Below are 22,857 nucleotides of genomic sequence, written 5' to 3' on the forward strand. Positions count from 1 at the left end.
CGGTTCGCGCCTTAGCGGCCGGGCGCAGAGGACATGGAGTTCCCCAGCTTTTCGGCAAGCCGTTTCAGTTCGAAATCGAAATAGGTTTCGCCCGACGCGCTGCTGAATTCCAGCGCCTCTTTCAGCGCGTTGTCCGCTTTGCTCCATGAGCCGCTGTCAAGATAACCTTCGGCCAGCCATGCCATCACATAGGGCAGTGCCAGCGTTGCGCCGGTTTCCATATATTCCTGCAACCCCTCGCGCATCAGTTCCATTCCGTTCGTTTGGTTGGTCCGGTCCAGCGCCCGACCCAGGTTCACTTTTGCCTGTGCTTTCAACTGTGCAAAACCGTGACCCTCGGCCATGGCCATACCAACCAGCGCGTGCTGCTCGGCATTCCTGAAATCACCGAGGAAATTATACATCCCGGAAATGAAGACGTGCGAAAATCCAGCGCTAAAGCTGTGATCACCGTCTTCGGCCTCTTGCTGCAGAATCCGGCTTTGGCTGACGGCCTCGTCCGGTTTGCTGGTCAAGGCCAGAATCCACAACAGATAGGCCCTTGCGGTGATGCCAAGATCGACGCCATAGCGGATCACCATTTCGTCGTGCTGGTCGCTGCTGCTGGATTGAATGGCCTTTTCGAACGATTGCCGGGCGTCCTCGAACTCACCCGTATAAAACTTGCCGACACCAACCATGTAATGCCCCGCGGCAATTTCCAGCGTGTCGCTGCCCCTGTCGGCCAGCGCGAGGAATTCAACGGCGAAATCATGGGCGGTCGCGATGCGGGCCCTGACGATGTAATAGCCCCACAAGCCCCACAGAATATGGCTCATCTGTTGGTCTTGGCCGAAGTCGGCACGCATTTCCAACGCTTCGGAATAGACCCTTTGCACCTCGTCCGATGCAAACCCCTGTTCCGCCAGAACCTGCGGACCAAGTAGCAGAAGGAAATGCCGGATGCGGTCGCTGCTCTCATCCGATGTTGCAAGGCCGCGGGCCAGTTCGACGGCCTTGCGGAAATGTTTTGCGGCTTCGTGGTGCGCTGACACGCGCACGGCCTGTTTGCCCGCGGCTTCATAGTAATCGAGAGCGCGTTCGATTTGCCCGGCCTGTTCGAAATGGCGGGCAATCACCTCGGGCGCGGCGCTGTTTCGGTCGTCCCTGCTGAGGGCCAGGGCTATGCGCTCGTGATATTTGGTGCGCATGTCCCGCAGGATCGACCGATAGGTCAGTTCCTGCACCAGCGCATGTTTGAATTCGTACCGCGCGTAGGGCGGTTGACCAATGCGGAACACCAGGTCCTGTTCCTGCAGCTTTTGCAGGTATTTCTCGATGGTTTCAGTGTCCTGCCGAGCAACATCCAGCAACAGCGCATGGTTGAAACTGCGCCCGATGGCCGCCGCGATATGCAGGATTTCCTTTTCCTGGCCCATCCGGTCGATGCGGGCCATCAGCGTTTCCTGCAAGCTTGCCGGAATTGCGTGTTTTGCGGCGGTTTTCCCGGGGGCCTTTTCAGACAGGGACACCATGTTGATCAGCTCTTCGAGGAACAGCGGAATGCCATCGGACCGGTCGACGATCTGGCTGAGCTGGCTGTCGCTGATGTGCGCTGGTTTCAGGCTTTGGGCCATGTTCAGGGCCTGCGCCTCGTCCAGCCTGTTCAACTCAATCATGTTACGGGTGTCGATCCTGGCGGGGCCCTCCTGTTGGACCGGCCGGCTTGTCGCCAGCACGAACATCGGATGCCGCAACAGGTTTTGCCGCAGCTTGCCCAACAGATCGAGCGATCCGGAATCCATCCATTGAACGTCTTCAAAAATGAACAGGACGGGGGTTTTCTGCGTTAGTTTGAGGAAACAGGACACCATCGTGCCCACCGGTTTTTCCTTGTCCGTCAGGGTAATCGGCGCTTCGCCGTCGCCGCCGTGGTTCAAGACCTGCAAGATCACCTTGCGGTTCTGGTCGGTGTCCAGCCCAAGGTCGGCCAGCCACTTGGCCACTATGGTCCTTGCGTCGGCCGGGTCGGTGCCGGCGTTCAGGCCCAGAAACCGCGATAGGCCTTGGGCAATGGGAAACAGAGCCGTATGCGCATGGTGGTTCGATCCATTGAATTCCAGGATCAACGGCGCCGAGTTCTTGATGGCGCGCAAAAAAGAATAAATCAGCCGCGACTTGCCGATTCCGGCCTCGCCTATGACCGTTGCGCTGGTGCCTTCGCCGTCCTTTGCCGTGTTCCAGAGCGTGATCATCTGATCCAGTTCCGATTGCCGGCCCGTCAGGGTGGTCAGCGTGTTTGATCCTTCGCTGACGTCGAACCTGCTGGCAAACGGGCGTTCGCCATCTACCCGATAGGCTTCTATCCCGCCTTCGCCCCCCGCGACGCGGGCAAAGCTGAATTTGTACCTGAGCAACGCCAGTGTTTCGGACGTCACAAGCAGCGTGTTGTCACCGGCCTGCTGTTCCAGCGCAATCGCCTTGGTCACGGGCGGGCCTGTCACCTGTGCTGGTGGCGCTTGCGGTCCGTTCCCCGGCATGACCAGTGATTCACCGCTGGCGATGCCACAGCTGACAAGAACCCCGTCAGGCAGTGCCGTGCTCTGTGTGTGTTCCACCACTTGCAGGGCTGCAAGAACCGCGCGTTCGGCATCCAGTTCGTCGACAAGAGGATAGCCAAAAGCAACCAGCACACGGTCGCCGAAATGATCAAGAAGCCTGCCGCCGAATTTACCCATCGTGGCGGCGCAATAACTGTGGAACCGGGCCTGTACGTCCGCCAGATCCTCGGCGCCAAGATCATTGCTCAGCACGGCAATGTTGGAAATCCCAAAAACCGCGATGGTCAGTTCACGCTTTTCCTCGGTCACGTTGATCGGACGCGCCTGCCATTGGGTTTGCACATCCACAGCCTTGGCTGCGGATTGCTGCAGAATGCTGGTATAAAGCGCGGTTGTCTCTTCCGAGGGCTCGGCGTCCAATTCGCGGTGCAACGCCTCGACACAGCGTTTGAACTGGCTCAGCGCCTCGGCGCGCCGGCCCATGCTGTTATGGCTGCGCATGATGGCGCGGTGGGCCACTTCGACGGTGTTGTCCACGTCAAGAATCTGGTGCGCGCACTGCGATATCTGCTCGGGATCACCCTGGGCTTTGTCGTTTTCAAGAACCCTTAGCAGGCAACCCAGCGTGACGTCGCGCAGGCGCTGGCGTTCCGTGCGCAGCCATTCATCGAACCGGTCGGATTTGACATTCAGCCCATATACCAAATCGCCCGTGTAATATTCGCGTGCCTTGCGGGCGACCGAGATATCCTGTGACCGCGCCGTATCTTCCAGAAGATGGGTGTCGATCACAAAACAATCGTGCTGAAAGACGATGGTATCCTTGTGGGATATGATCGCGTCGATGCCATGGGTGGTCAGCGTCTTGCGCAGCACCGCCAGTTCCTGGCGCAGGCTGGCGCGGGCCTGTTCCTCGCCACTGCGGGGCCACAGCAATGCGGCCAGCACTTCGCGGGAATGACCCGCCCCCGGAGATTGGGCCAGATACGCCAAAAGCGCCCACGATTTCTTGGTAGAAATGCGGATCTCATGACCGTCGCCAGCCAAAAGCTGGTAGCTGCCCAAGAGTTTGAGAACAGGTTTCAGTGACCCGCGTCCTTCGGTGGCTAAGCAAGCAGGTCAACAATAGAGACATGTGGGTTGTATAAAAAGCCGGGAACTTTCTTTTATGAATAATTTGCGCCGTTTGCCTGGGCTGGGCTGCTATGTTTGCTCATCATTCGATCATCGGGCCTGCTGCCGGGCCAGCAAATTTGTTTTTCAACCAGTGCATTGGTTTAATTTGAAAAAACTGAGGGGGCGGAATGGATACGTCTGCACAACACCAGCCAGGCCTGACCGTGGCAGGACAACGTTTGGATTCATCTGACGATTCACTGCATGTCATCGAGAAACACGTGACCGTCCCGGCCGATCGTCAGCAAGACGCGGTGTTCAAGAATGGAACCTCCGACCAGATCAGGGCGCTTGAAAATCCCATGGCGCGCCAAATCGTGGACGCGATGAAGGCTGCGGGTGAGCCATATTCATTTCTGTCCACCGATGATCTGCTGGAAAACATCCTGTTCCGCCTTGCCGCGATGCAGGCCTTTCAGAACTGCAACGCCGGCACGTTCGACATGGATTACTACAATCAGGATGTCGGTCTGAAACCCCGCGTCGGGACAACCGGCGCATCAGGTGTTTCGCAATACTGGTCCTTTCTGAACCCAGGGGATCTGTGGGATGCCGAATGGATCCAGAATGCGGATACCGTCCCGTCCCTGGCAATGGCGTCCGAACCGGGTGCGACGATGCCGTTTCGGGGCGAATGCGCGGGCGCGTTTCAGATGGCCGTGTATTTCGGGTTGCTGAACGGGTTGGGGGTGTCCCGTTTTGACGAAATGGCCAAGAAATTTGGCACCATGTACATCGGCCCGTGGAGCGTGGACGACGGGAAAACCCCGAACCCGGCAACGCTCTACATGCAAAAGGCATCCCTTGCGGATGCGCCGATCCCCGGTGATTACATGTATTTCAAGAACAAGGACGACTATCTGAAATGGGCGCCCGAGGGGTTCTGGACCGGGTTGAACGCCATGTACATGGGCAAGGACGCGCTGGGCACGCCACATTATTCCGGCATGGGGGCCTCGTGGCTGAGCGAGGTCAATCTGCGCGCGTCTCTGGTCAACGCTTATTACCATGACTGCAGCCCACACACGATTGACGACCCGAATACCGAGGTGCGGTTCACTATTCGCCGGACCTTGGTCATCCCCAAGGATCTGGAGGCCGCATTGACCGACACATCAAAAGGCTCATCTTCGAAACCCGCGGCGCCGGCGCTCAAGGCTCAGACGCTTGTGGCGGCCGGGTTCACCCAGCACGAACCCGACCTGTTCGAACATGCCGATATGTCCCTCGGGCAGGTGGCGGAAACACTGGGCGTCGATCTGTCGGCCCTGCGGCAGGTCCCGAGCGCGGGGCTGGAAAACCCGCCGCACAGGATCATGACCAAAACGGCCACGGTGATCGTGACCTATCATGACAGTACCGCCGCGCGGCGGGATCCAGAGGCCCGGGTGCAGGCGGTGATCAAGCTGACGCCGGAGGACGGCAAAAATGGCCAGTAACATCGATCTGAGCCTGCCGCATGACGCGCATATCAAGCACGTCATCGAAAACGCAATTGGCCCCTATCCGCAACATTGCGCCGGGTACATGAACCCGCCCGCCGGCGGCTGGGGCTATATCGCGGCGATGAAACTGTCGATTGGTACAGTTCCCGCCGATATGGACGACGGGCTGGATGGCATCGTATCCTATGACCGGGCCGAATGCGAAGATGCGTATATCGGGCAGATCAACATGCTGACCGCGTCGTCGTTCTGTGGGGTGAACGGGGCGCTTTGGGGCTATGACCTGGCCCGGCAGGATGATCTGCACAAGGGGCTGATCAAGCCCAAAATGACGCTGCCGCGGCATGACGGGGTCGAGGTTCCGATCATGCCAATGGATCCGCTTCTGGATGCGGCGTACCGCCTGTTCGGGTCGCGCAACGAGCGCCGGTTCGCCCCTCTGCCAGGGGCCATGGTTGTCTGCGCCAACAAGTCCCGCACGATCAACCCCAAGGCTGAAACGACGGTCTGGTGCGCGTTGGCCGTTGCCATCGCCGATGATCGGATGACCACCGCCAATCTGTTCATCGAGGATAGTTCCGATACCGAAAGTACCGGCACAGCCCCGGTCGAAAACCTTGAACGCAATATTGCCCTGTCGATCCTGCGTTGCGGTCAGGATCAGGGGGTGAAATATCGAGAAATCTTTATCGGTATGAAGTCTTTGAAGGTGACCCACGGAACGGTCGGCTGTGCGCTGGCCTGTGTGCCCTACGTGACGCTGCCTTCCGGGGTGGTGCCGCGGGGCAAGCAACCGGGCGATCTGGCCGACATGACGCTGAGCGAGTGGGAGCAGGCGCTGGGGCTCGATCCGATGGTGCCATACCCGGGCAACTATCGCGGGTGACGCGAAAGAGCGGACTCGGTTGAGTCGCTTATGCTGAGTTGTCAAATGCCGATTCTTTTTCTCAAATTCCGCGTAATGAATACGTAAAAAATTCGTAAAATATTTTATGTTGATATTGCGTAAGAAACTTATCCACATCTAATACATTGTTTTAATTTTTAAAATTTTGATAGAACCCTGCGAAACAAGTCGACCTATCCCTCGGCGCCATTCCGCTTTTTGCGATTTATTAATTCGGTGAAAACCCGAATTTTTGGTAAAACTTACCTGTGATTGATGGCGCACGCTCTGCAACGTTTCCCGGTGGTGTTGAGCAAAGTTACAGCGTGAAGTGAGTGGAGCGTGCGTCGCAGTCACAACCGGTTTTGGCCTTCGTTGCGTCAATGGATATTTTCATCCTGACACGCACTGCGGACGAAGGTCGCGATCGGAAAGACGCGGAGGAGAGACATAGGGCAAATCCCGGATCAGACAGCGAAACCCCAGTTCTCGCTTCACTTGGTTCAGGACACGCTCAAGTCAAACCGATGCACCGACTAGATATGGGTGACAGACGGCCTGATTGTCTGAAGCAACTTGACTGCTTTTCCCGAAAGGGGGCCGATTTTTGCGTAAAGGTGATCGCGGGTTTTGCAAGTAATTGAGCCGCAAATCCCTTGGTGAGTGCTGGATACCTTGGAAAGTAATTTTATAATCAAGCGCAACAGCTGTTGCTGACATATTTCTGCGCAAAGGCCCGGAACCCAGGTTTCGGGCCTTATTCTTTTGGTGCGATGGACACGCGCTCAGTGCGCCGGGCCATTGCGATCCGAAATATACCAAAGCCGATCATCGCCCCCGCCAAAATCCCGACCGCATCGGCGAGCAGATCCAGCGCCTCGCAGCTGCGTCCGAAACTGGGCTGGATAACTTCGATCGCAGCGCCATAGATCAACGCCAATGGTGCCCCCCAAACCAGCATCCGTGGGATCAGCGCGGCAATCGGCAATATCAACAAGGCATAGGCGATCCCATGGCCCAGCTTGTCATGGCCCGGTGGGCCGGGCATGTCCGGTGGTGGGGCCAGTGATGCAATCGCAATGAGGACGGCAACCAACCCTGTCGCGATCAGGGCGATTTTGCGCAGTCTTGCATTTGGGCGGGTGTCATCTGACATTGTCGGCGTCCTGGGGGCAACTCCTTGTTCGCCACGGTCATACAGGTCACACAGACCCGTGCAATGCCCTAACGTGCGGGCCGCTGTTTTCCGCCAGTTTTCGGGCGCTGCGCGATCACACCGCAGGCGATTTTCGCGGAGGTTCATTCAGTGGCGCCGGCGTATCCGGGCGCTTGGTCATCGGTTGCATTTTATGCGGCTCAATTTGCGATCTTTGCACGCTGTCCGCCAGGATCACTGCGCCAACTGTCGCGAGAATGGTCATAACACCAACACCGGCATAAATCATGAAAGCAGCCAAAACTGATGTACCCGTGATCAGCATGGTCAGACCCGCGATCATTCCGGCCACTGTACCAATCAATACAAAACCCAGAATCATGTATCACTCCCCGCCCGTTTCAGGGACACCGCACCCTCCTTCGATGAGGGGCAGCCAAATGCCAAGCGTAGGGTAATGAAGTCATGATGATGCTAATTTTCGGTTAACGCGACCCTGCGCCACCAAACCGGCGCCGAATATCCGGGTCCAAAACTTGCGCATTGACCCTTTTCATATGGGCGCAAACATGTGCTTTATGCGTCAAACACGTTGTTCCCGGATCAATTGCTGGACCAAGAATTTTGCTGACAATCGCTTTGATTTTTCATTCCACCCGCAACGACAACCTGGGCGTTGGTGCGCTGACGGTGTCAGACATCCGCATCATGCGCGATCTGGCACAGGCACGGGGCATAGATCTGAAAATGGTGGTGGTTGATTCCCATGACCCCCGCGCAGTCTATGTACAGGGCGATGACGTCGATATTCGCGAAGTCCGCGAATTGCGCAACGTCCCGACCATTTTCAACATCTTCCGCAACGCTGATATCGTCGTCGACATTGGTGGCGGAGACAGTTTTTCCGATATCTATGGTGGCAAGCGTCTGTTCCGGTTGTTGCTGTTGAAATACCTTGCGCTGTTGGCGGGTAAGCCGTTGGTTCTGGCGCCGCAGACCATGGGGCCCTTTGCGCGGAATTTCTGGGCGCGTCTGTCGCGCCCGGCCATCAACCGCGCTGCCATCGTGGCCACGCGCGACAAGCTGTCGACGCAATATCTGCGCGATCTGGGGGTCAGGCGGGACATTGTCGAAGCCAGCGATGTGGCGTTGAAACTGCCCTATGACGCGCCCACGCGCACGCCCGGCGGCAAGGTAAAGGTTGGGATCAACGTGTCCGGCCTGTTGATGAGCGGCGGCTATACCGGGTCCAACCAGTTTGGTCTTGCGATGGATTACCCCGGCCTGATGCGGACCCTGATTTCGGGGTTCCAGGAACATTCCGACGGGTGTGAGGTGCATCTTGTCCCGCATGTGATTTCCCACATTCGTGGCGCGGTCGAGGATGATTACCAGGCCTCTGTCGATCTGGCCGCCGAGTTTGAGGGCGTGACCGTCGCGCCCGACTTTGCCTCACCGTCCGAGGCAAAGACCTATATCGCGGGGATGGATTTCTTCATGGGCGCGCGTATGCACGCCTGTATCGCGGCGTTTTCCTCGGGCGTTCCGGTGGTGCCCATGGCCTATAGCCGGAAATTCGCAGGGCTGTTCGGTAGCCTTGGGTACGATCAGACGGTGGATTGCACCACCGAAACGGGCGAGGCGATCGCTGCCAAGATCTTCGCTGCCTACGACAACCGCGAAACCCTGTTGCAGGACATGTTGCGCGCGCGCGATCAGGGGTTGGTCAAGCTGGGCGCCTATGAAGACGCCCTTGGCGCGCTGATGGAGAAAGTCGGGCGCTAGGCCTTGGTTGTTGTGCCGCTGGGCAGGTTGCGTTTTTCAATCGCGTTGCGCGTGTCGATGATCGGAATGTCCATCGCCGTCAGCGCGGCATAATCAATTGCGTCATGGTCCGTTGAAATCAGGATCGCGTCGAAACCGGCACCGGGCACATCGTCGGGGGCCATCGCGGTTTTGCCAAGCAGATCGGGATGTTCGCGCATGGGCGGGATGCTGGGCACATGCGGGTCCAGGTATTCAACCTGCGCTCCGTGTTCCATCAACAACTCCATGAGACGCACTGACGGGCTTTCGCGCATGTCAGAGACGTTTTTCTTATAGGCGATGCCGACGATCAGAACCTTGGCCTTGCTCAGCCCGATGCCGGCGCTTTGGTCCAGAACTTCGCGCAGGCGGGCCACGACGTAATGGGGCATGTTCGTATTGATCTCACCGGCCAGTTCGATGAACCGGGTGGTCAGGTCATATTCCCGCGCCTTCCACGTCAGATAGAACGGGTCAATCGGGATACAGTGCCCGCCCAGGCCGGGGCCGGGGTAAAACGGCATAAAGCCGAACGGTTTGGTGGCCGCGCCGTCGATCACCTCCCAGATGTCGATGTCCATGGCGTCGAAAATCACCTTCAACTCATTCACCAGCGCGATATTCACGGCGCGAAAGATGTTTTCTGTGATCTTGACCGCCTCGGCGGTCTGGGTGGTGGACACCGGAACAACCTTGTCCACGGCGATTTCGTAAAAGGCGATCATCGCGTTCTTGGCGGCCTCGCCATCGCCGGCGACGATTTTCGGGATCGTCGCGGTGCGATAGCTTGCATTGCCGGGGTCTTCACGCTCTGGCGAGAAGCCGACGAAAATGTCGGTGCCACAGGTGTGGCCGGACGTTTCCAGAATGGGTTTGATCACCTCGACCGTGGTGCCGGGGTAGGTTGTGGACTCCAGCACGACCAAGGTGCCGGGCGTGATGTGCTGGGCCACGACCTGGGTCGTCTTTTCAACATAGGACAGATCGGGATCGCGGTTTTTCGACAGAGGAGTCGGGACGCAGATCACGATCACGTCCATGTCGGCCAGACCGCTGAAATCGGTTGTCCAGTCGAGCATTCCGGCCTTGTGCAGGGATGCGATATCGCCGCTCTCCACCGCCTCGATATAGCTGTCATGCGCGTTCAGCCTGTCCATCTTGGACTGGTCGATATCAAACCCGGTGGTGGGCAAACCACGTTTGGCGCAGGTCACGGCTAAAGGTAGGCCAACATATCCCAGACCGATCACGCCGATGCGTGCCGATTTGGCGTTCAGTTTCTCGATCAGCGGGCCAGAGTCGGAATGGGCCAAGGGCGGGCTCCCTCAAAAATTGTCGAATGGAAATAACGGATGGGTCTCTGATTCAACGTCTCGTTTCGGACGCGAAAATGAACTCCCTCAAGGCAGAAGTAAAACCCGCGTCGGCAAATTCTGAGATTTGGGGCGCGTTTGCATCACTGATTTGCGATAGGGCGGCGTCGATGGTTTCGACAAGGCGGGTTTCGTCCTGGGCGACGTGGATTCCGGGGCGGCCGGCCAGTTTGTTGGCGGTGGCAAACTGGTGATCGTTGCGCGTTTCGCCCAAATGGCCGCGACGGGGCATAACGACGATGGGTTTGCCTGCCTGCAGGGCCGAAATGATCGTGCCCATGCCGGCATGCGACACGATCAGGGAGGCCCTGGCAAACCGTGCGCCAAATTCCACCGGGGTAAGGCGTTCGACATATTCGAAATGGCGGGGCAGGCGGTTTTGATCGGCACGCGCAGTGATCTGGCCGAAAACCTCGGGGTGGCCGGGTGTGGCGGCGCACCAGTCGTCCACGGCCTGAACCAGCCGGTCAAACGGTTCATGCGTGCCAACGGTGAGAAAGATCATATGACGGATCCCAGATGATCAGGCCCATCCGGGTCGGCCAGATGATCCCACTGGGTCAGCCACAAATCGGCATGCTTGCGCACTTTCATTCCCGACAATGACATTTCTTCTGCATTGGCGATGCTGTCGACCCAGATGGTGCGCGCGCCAAACAGGCGGCCAATGCGCAGGGCGAAATACCCGGGCGCGGCCCCGGTGGTGACCACCACGTCCGGGCGCGTGCGCAGGATCACATAGGCCAGCTGCAACAGCTGACGCACAAGGCGCATCTTGTGCCAGCGGTTCGCTTCAACCACCGTGTAGAATCCGGCCACGGTATCGCCAATGCGGTCACTGTCGCCGCGCACCGTCGCCTCAAGCCCCGGATCGGTGGTGACGTAGGTCACATCACACCCCGACCACGCCGGACGTAGGCGCATCAACTGGACCCAATGACCGCCAGCCGAGGCTGTCGCCATGATTCTGATAGGACGTCTCAATGGGCCGGTTCACTTTCTCTCGGGGGGCTGTACAGGTCGGAAAACCGGCACAGACGCATGTTGTTCTTGCGCGCAAAGTCGATGATTTCACGGGTCGCTTTCAGCACATAGTCCAGATGCTGGGCCGGATCGGGGCCGCGTTTGGGGATTTCGAAATCGTGCATCAGGACCACGCCGCCCTGCTTTTGCAGGATCTCTTCAAGAACATCGGGTATCTGGCGCCGGTCCCAACTGTCGCGCGTGTCGACCGTCCAATAGGCATAGCGCAGTCCGTGGCGCAGGCGATGCGCCAGACCGGCCAGCGTCGATTTGCCAAAGGGTGGGCGGAACAGGGATGTCTCCACCTCCAACCCCCGCAGCGTGTCGCGCCCGGCGCTGATATCCCGGTTGGACACCCATGGGGACACGCGCCATGCGTTGGTGTGGTTCTGCGTGTGATTGGCGATCTCGTGGCCGTCCCGTTTGAGGGTGCGGACCATGTCGGGTTCTGCCAGCGCATTGCGCCCGATCACGAAAAACGTAGCCGGAACGCCTTCGGCCCTTAGCAATGCGGCAAGCGGTGTACTGACATAGGGGGCCGGGCCGTCGTCATAGGTCAGGACAATCGCGCGCTGGTCCCGGCACAGCCGTTCCAGCCGGCGGGTTTCCAGCTTGCGCAGACCAAAGGGCAGAAGGAACCATGCGATCCCGCCCAGACACAGCGCACCAATAATCAGCAACGCGACAGTCAACTTTGTTTGGTCCTTATCATCATGTCGAACTGTTTCATTTTCGATTGTGGTTTCTAGGGGGTCAATGGGGCGTTATCGCGGCGCGATCGGGTTATTTCTTTCGCTTGATTATGGCTTTGAGGCCCCGGCGCAAGGTTTCACCATGCCGGTGCAGTCCCGGGCGCACGGTGCCCGAGGCGTCCACGATGGGGCGGCCAAAAGCGCACGGCGTTACGCGCCCGGCACGCAGGGCCGCGACCAGGCTCGCTTCGGTGATGGGGCCATCGACCTCGAACAGATTGGTCAGTGGCCACAGTTGGTTGCGACGGTGAAAATCCATCCCGACAACCGGCGGCAATCCGGTTCTTGGCAGCAACTTCATCGCCTCATGGCCCGGGGCAATACCGTCGGTCTTGCGGTTCCAGACCTCCAGTCCGGCCAAAAGCGGGGTCCAGGCCGGATCATAGATGCGCCACACATCGCGCCGCGCCGGATGGGCAAAGACCGATGCCCCGCCATATCGGGTCACATCGGCAAGAAGGTCCGCAACGGGGCGCGATTCCCCCAGAAATTCGCGGATCCCCCAGGTCGGAAGGTGCACGTCGTTGTTTTCGTCGCTGTATTCAATGCCGGGAACGATCAGGCAGTCAGGGGTCGAGGCCACGGCGCAGGCGGCGCGGTATTCGTCCCACCGGTCGGCGGGGAACCCGGTGTCATGTTCGCACATCATGACCACCTGCGCGCCGAACCGGGGCATGACTTGCGCAATCCGGTCCAGCGGCCACTCGGCATCATAGGACCATTCGGAATGGGCGTGCATGACCACGCGCACGGTCTGGCGGTGCGGAGCTGTCACCGGCGTTTCCTCAGCACCGCGGTCACGGTGTCCCATGCGTCACCCAGAAAGAACAGGGGGTGCGCGGGATCATAGTTGTAAAAGCTGCGGGGCCAGGTCGGTGCCAGAACTCCGGCCAGTGACTTGTACCACTTGGGCCAGTGGGAGCGGTGGAATTCGGTCTTTGGGCCGCGCAGCAGGAATATCATGTGCAGGATCTCACGGCCCAGATGGCGCACCATGTGGCGGCGACGGGGGCCGCGTTTGGGTGTGAACCCCTTGTCGAACGCGGCCTCGGCGGCCCAGGTGGGGTAATCCAGCCCATTGCGCCGGGCCAATGCCATCGACCCCCAGACACGCCCGTTCAGTTCCATGAACCAGGCGATGCCATGTTCGTCGCGCAGCAGTTCAATCATGAACGGCCCGCGCCATCCCAGCGTCATCATCATGGTTTCGACCCGGTTGCGCAGATCGGCCTCGGGTTCCAGAACCATGCAGGCGCTTGAGCCCGAGCCATGCGGGTTCATCATGCGGACACGGCGATGTCCGCTCCAATGGGCCACGCCCTCGGCGGTTGCAAAGCCGAAAATCCCTTCGCCGGACCCGTGGATCAGCGTCTGCACGATCAGCGGGCTCTCCAAGGCAGGCAGGGCGCGAAAATTGGCCACGTCCTGGTGCGTCATCAGGTAATGCACGTCGCCCTTGGTCAGGCGACCGTCGATTTCTTCGACAGCCATCATCGGTTTGGCTATGGCCGGCGTCTTGAGATTGTCGGGCAGGTGCGACGGCGTGCTGATGATCGGCCCCTCTGGCACGTCCAGACCTGCCGCGCGGGCTGCGGCCAGTTGTTTCTTTTTGTCCAGCGCCACCTCGGCCCGGCCCGCGGTGGCGTGGATGTGGCGGATTGTGCCGGTCTGATCTGCGATATCGGCAAACAGGCGCAGTGACACATCATCCAGCGCGAAAACCCCGTCCACACCGTCACAGGCGCGCAGCAGGTCGCGCCGCGCGGCGCCGATGTCCTGTTCCGGTGCGGTGATCTCGACCAGGTCCAGTTTCAGGGTTCGCGCCAGCCTGCTTTTACGGCCCGTCCGCGTGAACAGGCGCAGCCGAAAGCCCGCCGCAGCAAGCCCGAAAACAACCTCGGGGGCAGACAGGGATTCAGCAAATCCAACAAGCAGGACAGGGCGCATTCAGAACAACCTTTTGCGGGCCATGGCCAGTGAGCGGCGCAGGGTGCGCGCCTTGCTGATCGGATCGAACAGGGCGCGGCGCACATCCTCGATCGACATGTCATTGCGCACGGACATGCGCGGGCGCAGGAAACGGTTCGGGTTCATCGGGCCGCCGTCGCTGGTCCAGGCGACAGTGTATCCGGCGCGTTTCAAGGCGGTCAGAACCCGGCGGTTATAACTGCCAAAGGGAATCGCCGCCTCGCGCACATGCGCGCCCAGAACGAATTCCAGCCGCTCCTTCGAGCCCCATGTTTCGCGTTCCAGGTCCTTGTCCGACAGCTTGGCCCAGTTGACGTGGTTTTCCCCGTGCGAGCCGATCTTGAACCCCATGTCGCGCAATGTATTGGCATCGTCCCGGGTGAGATACCCGGATTTTTCCAGCCGACCGGTCAGCACGAAAAATCGCGCTGGTAATTTACGACGTTGTAGAATCGGTGCTGCAATCTCGAGATCGGACAGGTTTCCATCATCAAAGGTGATGGCGATTTCGTTGCGGATGACGGCGTCGGCAATCAGATCGATGATCTGTTCGAAAAACGCGGGTTCGATCCAATAGGGGCGTTCATCCGGCGGGATGTCCGCACCCGGAGTGCCGATTCCGTGAAAATTTATCGTGCGGACCAAATCGTTCATTCCGGGCCTCTGTCACACGGTGTGGGCAGCATGGTGACCGCAGTGTGGCGCTTTTGGTCGCGGCGTCGGACTCGGGGCGCCATGGGTCAGAACGGGACGAAGCGGGGCAGACGCGGCAGGCTGTCGGCCATGAACCGTATCAGACGCGCGTCGGCTTCGGCCTCGTCCTCGCCGGGGATGATGGGAGTGACAAAGCGCACCAGCGCCCCGTCGCTGCGGCCCATGGTCAGGCTGTCCATGACAACGCTGGCCTTGGCCTTGAAATCATTGACCATCCGTTTGCCGCGCTGTTCGAACCAGTAGTACACCAGCTGTTTGGACACGCCTTTCTGGATCACCGCACGGTTCACATCGAACGTGCCATACCCTGCGTCCGTCATGTCCACCTGACGCGGTTCCAGGCTGAACACTTCCCAGCCGCCGACAGGCAGGCAGACTTCGGGTGAATGGATGCCGCTGCCTTCGGTCTGTTTGTCGTAAAAGGCGACGAACATGTTCACATATGTCGACGCGCCGGGGCGGATATAGGTGGCGTTCAGATAGTCGGTTGCCCCCAGAACGGCTTCGACGTCGGCGTCCAGCCGATGGGTCGATCCGGCCCAATCCTGAAAGTTGCGCGGGAACAGGGCAAAGGGATCGCGGTCGATCCGTTCGGTCTGCGGGTCTCCAAACCAGATCCACGCGGCGGACACGGCCGCCGTCAGCGTTGCTACGGCGCCGAGGGCAACGGATGGACGGATGGTCAGGATACGGCCCATGATGGCGCCGAACCCTTCGAAATCCAGATCGATGACTTCGGCCAGTGACTTTGGCTCCTTGGTCAGGCGCTGCAATCCGATAGCCATCAGGAACAGGATCACCACGCAGGCCATGAACACGACCCAGCCTTCAAAGAAGTGCAGGAACCCTTCGGCCTGTTCGATGCCGTATCGGTGGACCATGATGCCGATCACACCGATGCGGACGGAATTCATGAACACGGTCAGCGGCGCCGCCGCCAGCAACAGCAGGACACGGTGCCACATCGGGCCGCGATAAAGGATCGCGAACAGATAGGAAAACGACAGGATCGGGAACAGGTACCGCAACCCCGAACAGGCCTCGGCCACCTGCAATTTGTAGACACCCAGATCGATCACGTTCCCTTCCAGAAAGACCGGAACGCCGGCAAGGCTGACAAACCAGACGCCCAGAACGGACGAGATGCCCTGCAACAGGATGGTCAGTTTCCAGAAGACGAACTGCGGCAGGGGCAACATGAACACCAGGTGAATCACAGGCAATTGGTGTTGACGGCCCCGGTCCCAGCCAAACACGGTCAGAACCACACCGCCGACCCAGACGATCATCGCATAGGTGACGATGTCCGGAATGCGGGTCAGATTGCCGAAAGCCGCCAGGACAAGTGCCAGCGCCACAACCACGACCCCAGGCCACCTGTCGCTGACGTGGGGCGCGGGCATTGGGCTGTTTCGAAGTTCGCGCAGGAACAGGTACAGCGAAATCAGCGGAATCAGCGGACCATGACTGTATTCGGCAGTGGTCCATGCCTCGCCCAGAGACACAAAGCCGATCCAGAATATCGGCACCGAGGCCGCAGCCACCAAAATGAACAGGGCCAGGCCCATCGTTGTAAACGCGGGCATGCCTGTCATCTGTCGTGAAATAGTATTATCAACTGGCATTTCTGAACTTTCCGTCAAGATGCTGCCCCCGCAGGTGTCGGCCATGTATCACGTCCCGGACCCTTTGGCAGCCCGGCCGCGATTTCACGACTGCATCGCTATTCCTTGGGCGCCTCCGTTCCGGCTTCCAAGCGCGCGATTTCGCTTTGAATGGTATCTGCATAAGGTGGCGGATTATCTGCATCAACCAAGGCAGCCGCCTTGCGGAAATACTCCAGCGCCTTTTCGGTTTCACCTGTTCCGGCGTAAGCCACCGCAAGATGATACTGAACGGACACTTCATCGGTCAGGCTAGCGGCCGCCTTTTCGAGATATTCAACCGCTTCTTCCTTGTTCCCGCGGCGATAACTGATCCATCCATAGGTATCCTGAAAGGCCGCGAGATCGGCATCGCGCAGGCGGCGCGCAATCGTATAAGCCCGTTGCAGGCTTTCCGCATCGTCGCGGTTGTCGGCCAACAGACTGGCCAGATTGTTTGCCAGGATCAGAGACGAGGATGACCGCTCGTAAAGTTGCTCATAAATGGCAATTGCGCCTTCTGCATCGCCTTGCTGTTCAAGCTCGCCCGCGCGTGCCCACAAAAGGTTTGGGTTGTCGGGCGTGGCCTCCAACGCCTGCTTCAGAATTTCGCTGGCTTCTTCCGGTTTCTGCTGAGACGTTTTCATGCGGTACAGAGTCATCCAGACCTGCGGGCGCTTGGGGTTTTCTTCGAGCAGGTTGCGGAAGATTTCCTCGGCCTCGTCCGGTTTTCCCGTGCTCGCCAAAAGGCCACCCTTTACGAATAACAGCCCGGAATCCGTTGGGGCGCCTTCCAGCAGGGTTTCCAGATATTCGAGCCCGGCCTCGGGCCCTTCGGTACTGATGCGCGTCCGCAGCAAGGCGACACGCGCGTTCGCCGCCAGTTCCGGATCCTCGGTCATACCTTCCAGAAGCTGGGTCAGTTCCTCGCTGCGTTGCTGTTTGAAAAGCGTGCGGGCGGTCAGTTCCTTCGCGCTGGTTTTGGCCTTGTCGCTGCCTTCTTCATTCAGGGCGCGGATCACACCATCGGTGCGCGACCAGTCTTCCATCTGGATATAGAGTGAGCCTAGCTGGAACAGCAGCGCGAGGTTCTTGGGCTGCAAGCGCAGGGCGTCGATCAGAACGCTTTCGGCGGCACGCAGTTTGTCGTCAGCGGCCAGCACAGTGGCATAACGCATCGATTCTCCGGGGGCCTTGTTGGAGGCCTGAACTGCGAGGGTCAGCATTTCGAGCATCAGCTCGCGGTTGCCTTCGCGTTCGTGCGCCTTGGCCATCAGTGTCATCAGGTCGGCGTCCTGCGGCGTTTGCCCCAGGGCATCGCGCAGCATCACAATGGCGTCGCCTGTTTCATCGTCCTCGATCAGCCAGTTGGCCTTGAGCTTGACCGCGTCGGGTTGCGAGCGGTCCTCGGCCAGCACTTTTTCGACAAGGGCGCGGGCGCCAACGGCATTGTCTTCGGCAAACAACATGCGGGCGAGGTTGATCTCGATGCCACGGGTTTCCGGGGTCCGCTCGGCGCCTTGCAGCAAATCTTCCATTTCGGCGATGGCCTCGTCGCGGTCACCACGCTCGAACACTAGCTGTGCACGCACCGCACGGAACACCGATTTGTCCGTCCCGTCCTGAGCGATGATATTTTCGACCTCTTCAAGGGCCGCGTCCTTGCCACGATACTGTTCAAGGAACCGGACCAGAAGACCGCGTTCCGCGGTTGTTGCGTCATCTGCGGCAGCCACTTCGCGCAAAAAGGTCTCGGCCTTGCCCAGTTCATTCTGTGAGACATAGAATTGAATCAGGGCCTGCTTGAACTGTTCCTTGTCTTCGGGGAACCGCGTGATCAGGTCGCGCAACTGCGCCTCAAGCGCGGCCGTATTGCCCAACTGCTGCAGGACACCAATCCGGACCCGGTACATCGACTTGTTGTCCGGATCGACGGCAAGGCCATCGTCAATCGCATCCAGCGCGGCGTACCAGTCCTGCTTTCGAATCAGATCATCGATCACGATCTCGCGAGATGTGCCCAGCGTTTCGTCCTCGGACACCAGTGCCTGGGCCTTGATCACGGCCGCCTCGCGGGCGCTTTCGTCCTTGTCACGGATCGAATGAAAGTAGGCCAGCGTGTTGGCAACCGACTGTACGATCCGGTCATCGGGCGCCAGTTCCTGGGCCTTGGTCACATGCCGCTCGACCTCTTCATAATTGCGGGTCGCCAGCGCCATTTCGGACAGGGCGCGGCGACCTTCGAGATTGTCGGGGTATTGTTCGACCAGACGCAAATACTGGCTGTAGGATTGCTGCAGGAAGCCACGCTCGCGCTGAACGCGGGCATAGGTCAGGCGCGCATCTTTATGCTTGCCATTCAGTTTGAAAACGTTGCGAAATTCGACGAGGGCGCGTTCGACATCGCCCTCTTCCAAGAGGGCCAGACCGGACTGATAATGGTTCTCGGCGCGTTCTTCAGCTGTGTCGCAGGCTGACGTTGCCCCCAACCCCAAAACGAGAGCAAGCGCGAGACCCAAACGGTTCAGGCGCACGCCAAGGCGGTTCTCAGACAATTGTCCCAAGTTCAAATACCTCAAAGGTGTGTTTCAAAAGCTACTTAATCAGTAGCCGGTAGCGCGAAACACGACAACAAAGGTTTTTGCGATGATGGCGCAGTCTGCCTTGAATGACATGATGTTGAAGTACTTGTCATCATAGGCAGCACGATCGGTGAACGCCGAGTTGTTACGCTCGTTCACCTGCCACAAACCGGAAACGCCCGGACGCATCCAGTAATAGGACTGGCCGGGGTACAGATTTGCCTGATCCACCATCATGGGCCGGGGCCCAACAAGAGACATGTCACCGGTCAGTACGTTCCAGAACTGCGGCAGCTCGTCCATCGAACACTTGCGCATCAGTTTGCCCACGCGGGTGACCCGCGGGTCATCCTTGAGCTTTTGCGTGCGGTCCCACTCACTCTGTGCTTCGGGGTTCGTCTTGAGATAGCTGTCAAGCTTGGCATCGGCGTTGCGCACCATGGTGCGAAACTTGACCATGTTGAAAACGCGGCCGTTCCGGCCGATCCGCTTTTGCACATACAGGGGCGAAACGCCTTCAAGCGCGACCAGTAGTGCCATCAACGCAACCAAAGGAACGGTGATCGGGGCGGTCAGCACAACAATGGCAATGTCCAGAAGGCGCTTTCCAAAATCGGGATAGAGCACCATTGGTCTGCGTCGACGTGCGGGCGTCACCTTTGAAACGGAGACGGCTTTCAGTTGTGCCGGGTCGTTAAATTGAAATGTCATTTTTCACTCACTTGCACGAAATAAAATCAAATTGGTCACAATATCGCGGTTCGTAATGCCCGCTCTTGGTCTGCCCGAATAAGCCAAGTTTTAACGAAAAACCGCCGACAGACAACCAATTTCTTTCCCCAGGATTGGTGCATTTCAATTGTAACATTATGATAAAACTTAAAAAATATGCACGCACCCGGCTGTCAAGAGCTCAAATTTCCGGCCCGTTTGGGTGCAAGTTAAGCAATTTTCCCGTCATGGTAGAGTGAGGACTCGGTGGATCGCGTTGGATTTTTCAACATTTGGACGAAATACCGTCAGATACACCATTTTGTTTCCGAATCTGAGCCCGGTGGCCTGCGTTTATCTTGTGGGTCTGCACCCGTCAGCTTCCTGAAAATATTCGATTCCGGCGGCACGACTTGGAATCGTCGCGTATTTGCCAAAACTTCGACAAAACCTTTGCTTAGGGTACTGTGCACAGCAAGCAACCATTCTGACGCCGCAAGGGGGGCGAGTCGCCGCGTTTGTAACTTCTTCCTTGCGTTTTCAATGAATAAACACGAAGGAACATGGCATTGGCGATGTTTCAAAATGCATTCAAAGTGCTTCAAATTGCAGAGGCAGTGCACATATGTTCAAGAGCAGGTTCTTAGGTAACTGACAAGAAATGGCGCAATCACCATTCTATCTGGACTATTTCGGGTTGCATGAACGCCCCTTTACGTTGGTGCCTGATCCCGACTTTCTGTACTGGTCACCGCAGCACCGGCGTGGCTATTCCGTGCTGGAATTCGGGGTGTTGTCCCAGGCGCCGATCACCCTGTTGACGGGTGAGATCGGATCCGGAAAAACCACGCTTTTACAAAAGCTTCTGTCGCAGCTGGATGACAGTGTCACTGTCGGTCTGATCTCGAACGCGCAGGGCAATCGCGGAGAACTTCTGCAATGGGTTCTGAATGCCCTGGCGGTCCCGATCGACCCCAATACGACCTATGTGCAGCGGTTCCAGAAACTGCAGGATTTCCTGGTCGAGGAATACGCGCGCGGCAAGCGGGTCGTCCTGATCTTTGACGAGGCGCAAAACATCTCGCGCGAAGGTCTGGAAGAGCTTCGGATGCTCACGAACATCAACGCCAACAAGGACGAACTGGTGCAGCTGATTCTGGTCGGCCAGCCCGAATTGCGCGATATGGTCCGCCATCCCAGCATGAACCAGTTGGCCCAACGGGTCTCGGCCAGCTTCCATTTGCAGCGGATGAATGCGGAAACGACGCATTCCTATATCTCGCACCGGATGAAGGCCGCCGGCGGATCAGGCAACGAATTTTCGCCCGAGGCCAGCAATCTTGTCTATCGGACGACCGGTGGCGTTCCGCGGCTGGTCAATCAGTTGTGTGATTTCGCGCTGCTATACTGCTGGTCCGAAGAAGCGGGGAACACGATCACAAAGCAAATGGTGCAATCCGTTATTGATGATGGTGTTTTCTTTTGCGAAAAAATCTCAGAAGAGGAGGCGCAGGCATAGATGTCCAACGTCCAGTATTACCTGTCTCTCTTTATCCGGCGTCTGCCAGCCTTTCTGGCGGTGTTTGTCGTTGTGTCCGCCGTATCGGTTATCGTGGCGATCTCGTTGCCGCCAGCCTACGTCTCGCGCACCACACTCATCATTGAGGCACCGCAAATCCCCGATGAACTGGCGCCCAGTACGGTGCGCACTCCGGGGCCTGAACGTCTTCAGATCATCGAGCAACGCCTGCTGACACGGCCCCACCTGCTCGACATTGCAACCCGGCTCAGCGTGCTGGACGGTCAGGAGGATATGAACCCGGACCAGATCGTTCAGGCGATGCGCGCGCGCACCCAGATCGAGAAAAGCTCGCGCCGGAACCAGGCCAGCATCATGACGGTCACCTTCGAGGCGCGCACGCCTCAGCTGTCCGCCGAGGTCTTGAACGCCTATCTCAGCCAGATTCAGTCTGACGATGCCTCTTATCGCCGGGGGCGTGCCGGGCAGACGATGGAGTTCTTCGAGCAAGAGGTCGACCGTCTCGACAAGGAACTGCAACTGCATCGTGCACGGATTCTGAACTTCAAGAACTCCAACAGCGATGCCCTGCCGGACAGCCTTGATTTCCGCCAAAGCCAGCGTGCTGAACTTCAGGACCGTATGGAAGAGGCCGGTCGTGAAATTTTCACACTGAAATCACAGCGAGAGCAGCTGATCGCGATCTTCAGTCAAACCGGGCGCGTCGGTAATTCGATTCAGAAAGACCTGTCACCCACAGAACAGGCCCTGAACAAGATCGAGGATGAGCTGTCCCAGGCGATGCTGATCTATTCGGCGTCCAACCCGCGCGTGCGGATGTTGGAATCGCGGGCCGAACAGTTGCGTGCGCGCGTTGAAGAAGAGCGTGCCACTGCTCAGAACGCCCCCAAGGATGACACGGAAAAATCAGGCAACAGCGCGCTCGATTTTCAACTTGCCGGGATCGACACCCGTGTGACCGCGTTGGAAAATCAGCGTGCCACGCTGGAACGCGATATCAAAGAATTGACAGACACCATCGAACGGACGCCTGCCAATGCTATCGCGCTGGATGAACTGGAGCGCGAATATGAAAACGTTCAGGCGCAGTACAACGCCGCCGTCGACCGACTGGCCGACGCGTCGACCGGCGAGCGGATCGAACTGCTGTCGCGGGGCGAAAAGATCGCGATCATCGAACAGCCTGCCGTTCCCAGTGAGCCGACCAAACCGAACCGCATCCTGATTGCGGGTGGCGGTACCTTCCTGGGTCTGATGATGGGCATCGGGCTGGTGCTGCTCATGGTGATGATGAACAGCGCGCCGCGCCGTCCCGAAGATCTGATCAACAAGATGGACGTCTGGCCCATTGCGACATTGCCCTATATTCGCACGCGCCGCGAATTGCTGATGCAGCGGGGTCGCAAGCTGATCCTGATCCTGATCATTCTGGTGGGCGTGCCTGCCGCGGTCTGGGCGCTTCATACCTATTATCAGCCGCTGGACCTGATCGCGGATCGTATCATGGACAAACTGGGCGTCAGATGGTGAATTTTTCAAAAG

18 protein-coding genes are annotated in these 22,857 nt (G+C 58.5%); 5 read left to right on the forward strand and 13 right to left on the reverse strand.

Translation table 11 applies throughout. The features are described from left to right. Nucleotides 1–11 precede the first annotated feature (11 nt). Nucleotides 12–3,605: a BTAD domain-containing putative transcriptional regulator gene (locus tag ACXYMO_RS06735; protein WP_458877924.1), complete on the reverse strand. Its 3,594-nt coding sequence runs from the start codon at nt 3,603–3,605 to the stop codon at nt 12–14. A gap of 290 nt (nt 3,606–3,895) precedes the next feature. Here ACXYMO_RS06735 and ACXYMO_RS06740 point away from each other — a divergent pair, with 290 nt between their 5' ends. Further along, complete coding sequence (locus ACXYMO_RS06740; RefSeq protein WP_458877925.1) at nt 3,896–5,155, forward strand: hypothetical protein; 1,260 nt, start codon at nt 3,896–3,898, stop codon at nt 5,153–5,155. Then, nucleotides 5,145–6,047 carry a histidine decarboxylase, pyruvoyl type gene (locus ACXYMO_RS06745; RefSeq protein WP_458877926.1) on the forward strand — a complete coding sequence of 301 codons (903 nt, stop codon included), beginning with the start codon at nt 5,145–5,147 and terminating at the stop codon, nt 6,045–6,047. The genes ACXYMO_RS06740 and ACXYMO_RS06745 overlap by 11 nt, the downstream gene beginning before the upstream one ends. 757 nt (nt 6,048–6,804) lie before the next feature. Here ACXYMO_RS06745 and ACXYMO_RS06750 read toward each other — a convergent pair. Then, nucleotides 6,805–7,203, reverse strand: coding sequence for a VanZ family protein (locus tag ACXYMO_RS06750; RefSeq protein ID WP_458877927.1), 399 nt, complete (start codon nt 7,201–7,203; stop codon nt 6,805–6,807). 115 nt (nt 7,204–7,318) lie between these two features. Next, a complete protein-coding gene (locus ACXYMO_RS06755; RefSeq protein ID WP_458877928.1) occupies nt 7,319–7,585 on the reverse strand; it encodes a hypothetical protein in 267 nt (88 codons plus the stop codon). A 257-nt stretch (nt 7,586–7,842) separates the two neighbouring features. Between ACXYMO_RS06755 and ACXYMO_RS06760 the strand changes: the two genes are divergently transcribed. Further along, on the forward strand, nt 7,843–8,988 hold the full coding sequence (locus ACXYMO_RS06760) for a polysaccharide pyruvyl transferase family protein (RefSeq protein ID WP_458877929.1): 1,146 nt from the start codon (nt 7,843–7,845) through the stop codon (nt 8,986–8,988). Here ACXYMO_RS06760 and ACXYMO_RS06765 read toward each other — a convergent pair. The 10 genes from ACXYMO_RS06765 to ACXYMO_RS06810 all read right to left on the reverse strand — a co-directional run bounded on the left by ACXYMO_RS06765 (nt 8,985) and on the right by ACXYMO_RS06810 (nt 19,775). Continuing rightward, nucleotides 8,985–10,322 (reverse strand): nucleotide sugar dehydrogenase, encoded by a 1,338-nt coding sequence (locus tag ACXYMO_RS06765; RefSeq protein ID WP_458877930.1) that lies wholly within the window; start codon nt 10,320–10,322, stop codon nt 8,985–8,987. The genes ACXYMO_RS06760 and ACXYMO_RS06765 overlap by 4 nt on opposite strands. Before the next feature lie 52 nt (nt 10,323–10,374). Beyond that, on the reverse strand, nt 10,375–10,887 hold the full coding sequence (locus ACXYMO_RS06770) for a glycosyltransferase (protein WP_458877931.1): 513 nt from the start codon (nt 10,885–10,887) through the stop codon (nt 10,375–10,377). Continuing rightward, nucleotides 10,884–11,345, reverse strand: coding sequence for a UDP-N-acetylglucosamine--LPS N-acetylglucosamine transferase (locus ACXYMO_RS06775; RefSeq protein WP_458877932.1), 462 nt, complete (start codon nt 11,343–11,345; stop codon nt 10,884–10,886). Before ACXYMO_RS06775 ends, ACXYMO_RS06770 begins: the two co-directional genes overlap by 4 nt. 17 nt (nt 11,346–11,362) lie before the next feature. Beyond that, on the reverse strand, nt 11,363–12,097 hold the full coding sequence (locus tag ACXYMO_RS06780) for a polysaccharide deacetylase family protein (RefSeq protein WP_458877933.1): 735 nt from the start codon (nt 12,095–12,097) through the stop codon (nt 11,363–11,365). Nucleotides 12,098–12,188: 91 nt separating this feature from the next. Continuing rightward, nucleotides 12,189–12,932, reverse strand: a complete 744-nt coding sequence (locus ACXYMO_RS06785; RefSeq protein ID WP_458877934.1) for a CehA/McbA family metallohydrolase domain-containing protein — start codon at nt 12,930–12,932, stop codon at nt 12,189–12,191. Then, entirely contained in the window at nt 12,929–14,104 is a 1,176-nt protein-coding gene (locus ACXYMO_RS06790) for a hypothetical protein (protein ID WP_458877935.1), read from the reverse strand. Before ACXYMO_RS06790 ends, ACXYMO_RS06785 begins: the two co-directional genes overlap by 4 nt. Continuing rightward, nucleotides 14,105–14,779 carry a polysaccharide deacetylase family protein gene (locus tag ACXYMO_RS06795; RefSeq protein WP_458877936.1) on the reverse strand — a complete coding sequence of 225 codons (675 nt, stop codon included), beginning with the start codon at nt 14,777–14,779 and terminating at the stop codon, nt 14,105–14,107. A gap of 86 nt (nt 14,780–14,865) precedes the next feature. After that, nucleotides 14,866–16,425, reverse strand: coding sequence for a VPLPA-CTERM-specific exosortase XrtD (gene xrtD / locus ACXYMO_RS06800; RefSeq protein WP_458877937.1), 1,560 nt, complete (start codon nt 16,423–16,425; stop codon nt 14,866–14,868). 137 nt (nt 16,426–16,562) lie between these two features. After that, nucleotides 16,563–19,037 (reverse strand): tetratricopeptide repeat protein, encoded by a 2,475-nt coding sequence (locus tag ACXYMO_RS06805; protein ID WP_458877938.1) that lies wholly within the window; start codon nt 19,035–19,037, stop codon nt 16,563–16,565. Nucleotides 19,038–19,085: 48 nt separating this feature from the next. Beyond that, on the reverse strand, nt 19,086–19,775 hold the full coding sequence (locus ACXYMO_RS06810) for a sugar transferase (RefSeq protein WP_458877939.1): 690 nt from the start codon (nt 19,773–19,775) through the stop codon (nt 19,086–19,088). A gap of 661 nt (nt 19,776–20,436) precedes the next feature. Between ACXYMO_RS06810 and ACXYMO_RS06815 the strand changes: the two genes are divergently transcribed. After that, nucleotides 20,437–21,294, forward strand: coding sequence for an ExeA family protein (locus ACXYMO_RS06815; protein ID WP_458877940.1), 858 nt, complete (start codon nt 20,437–20,439; stop codon nt 21,292–21,294). Continuing rightward, entirely contained in the window at nt 21,295–22,845 is a 1,551-nt protein-coding gene (locus tag ACXYMO_RS06820; protein WP_458877941.1) for a GumC family protein, read from the forward strand. The last annotated feature ends 12 nt before the right edge of the window (nt 22,846–22,857 follow it).

The sequence above is a fragment of the Arenibacterium sp. CAU 1754 genome (genome assembly GCF_054482635.1).

Coding starts and splice junctions, on each gene's coding strand:
- ACXYMO_RS06775 (WP_458877932.1), bottom strand. CDS start 11,345: ATGGCGACAGCCTCGGCTGGCGGTCATTGGGTCCAGTTGATGCGCCTA.
- ACXYMO_RS06750 (WP_458877927.1), bottom strand. CDS start 7,203: ATGTCAGATGACACCCGCCCAAATGCAAGACTGCGCAAAATCGCCCTG.
- ACXYMO_RS06770 (WP_458877931.1), bottom strand. CDS start 10,887: ATGATCTTTCTCACCGTTGGCACGCATGAACCGTTTGACCGGCTGGTT.
- xrtD (WP_458877937.1), bottom strand. CDS start 16,425: ATGCCCGCGTTTACAACGATGGGCCTGGCCCTGTTCATTTTGGTGGCT.
- ACXYMO_RS06810 (WP_458877939.1), bottom strand. CDS start 19,775: ATGACATTTCAATTTAACGACCCGGCACAACTGAAAGCCGTCTCCGTT.
- ACXYMO_RS06795 (WP_458877936.1), bottom strand. CDS start 14,779: ATGAACGATTTGGTCCGCACGATAAATTTTCACGGAATCGGCACTCCG.
- ACXYMO_RS06755 (WP_458877928.1), bottom strand. CDS start 7,585: ATGATTCTGGGTTTTGTATTGATTGGTACAGTGGCCGGAATGATCGCG.
- ACXYMO_RS06790 (WP_458877935.1), bottom strand. CDS start 14,104: ATGCGCCCTGTCCTGCTTGTTGGATTTGCTGAATCCCTGTCTGCCCCC.
- ACXYMO_RS06820 (WP_458877941.1), top strand. CDS start 21,295: ATGTCCAACGTCCAGTATTACCTGTCTCTCTTTATCCGGCGTCTGCCA.
- ACXYMO_RS06745 (WP_458877926.1), top strand. CDS start 5,145: ATGGCCAGTAACATCGATCTGAGCCTGCCGCATGACGCGCATATCAAG.
- ACXYMO_RS06815 (WP_458877940.1), top strand. CDS start 20,437: ATGGCGCAATCACCATTCTATCTGGACTATTTCGGGTTGCATGAACGC.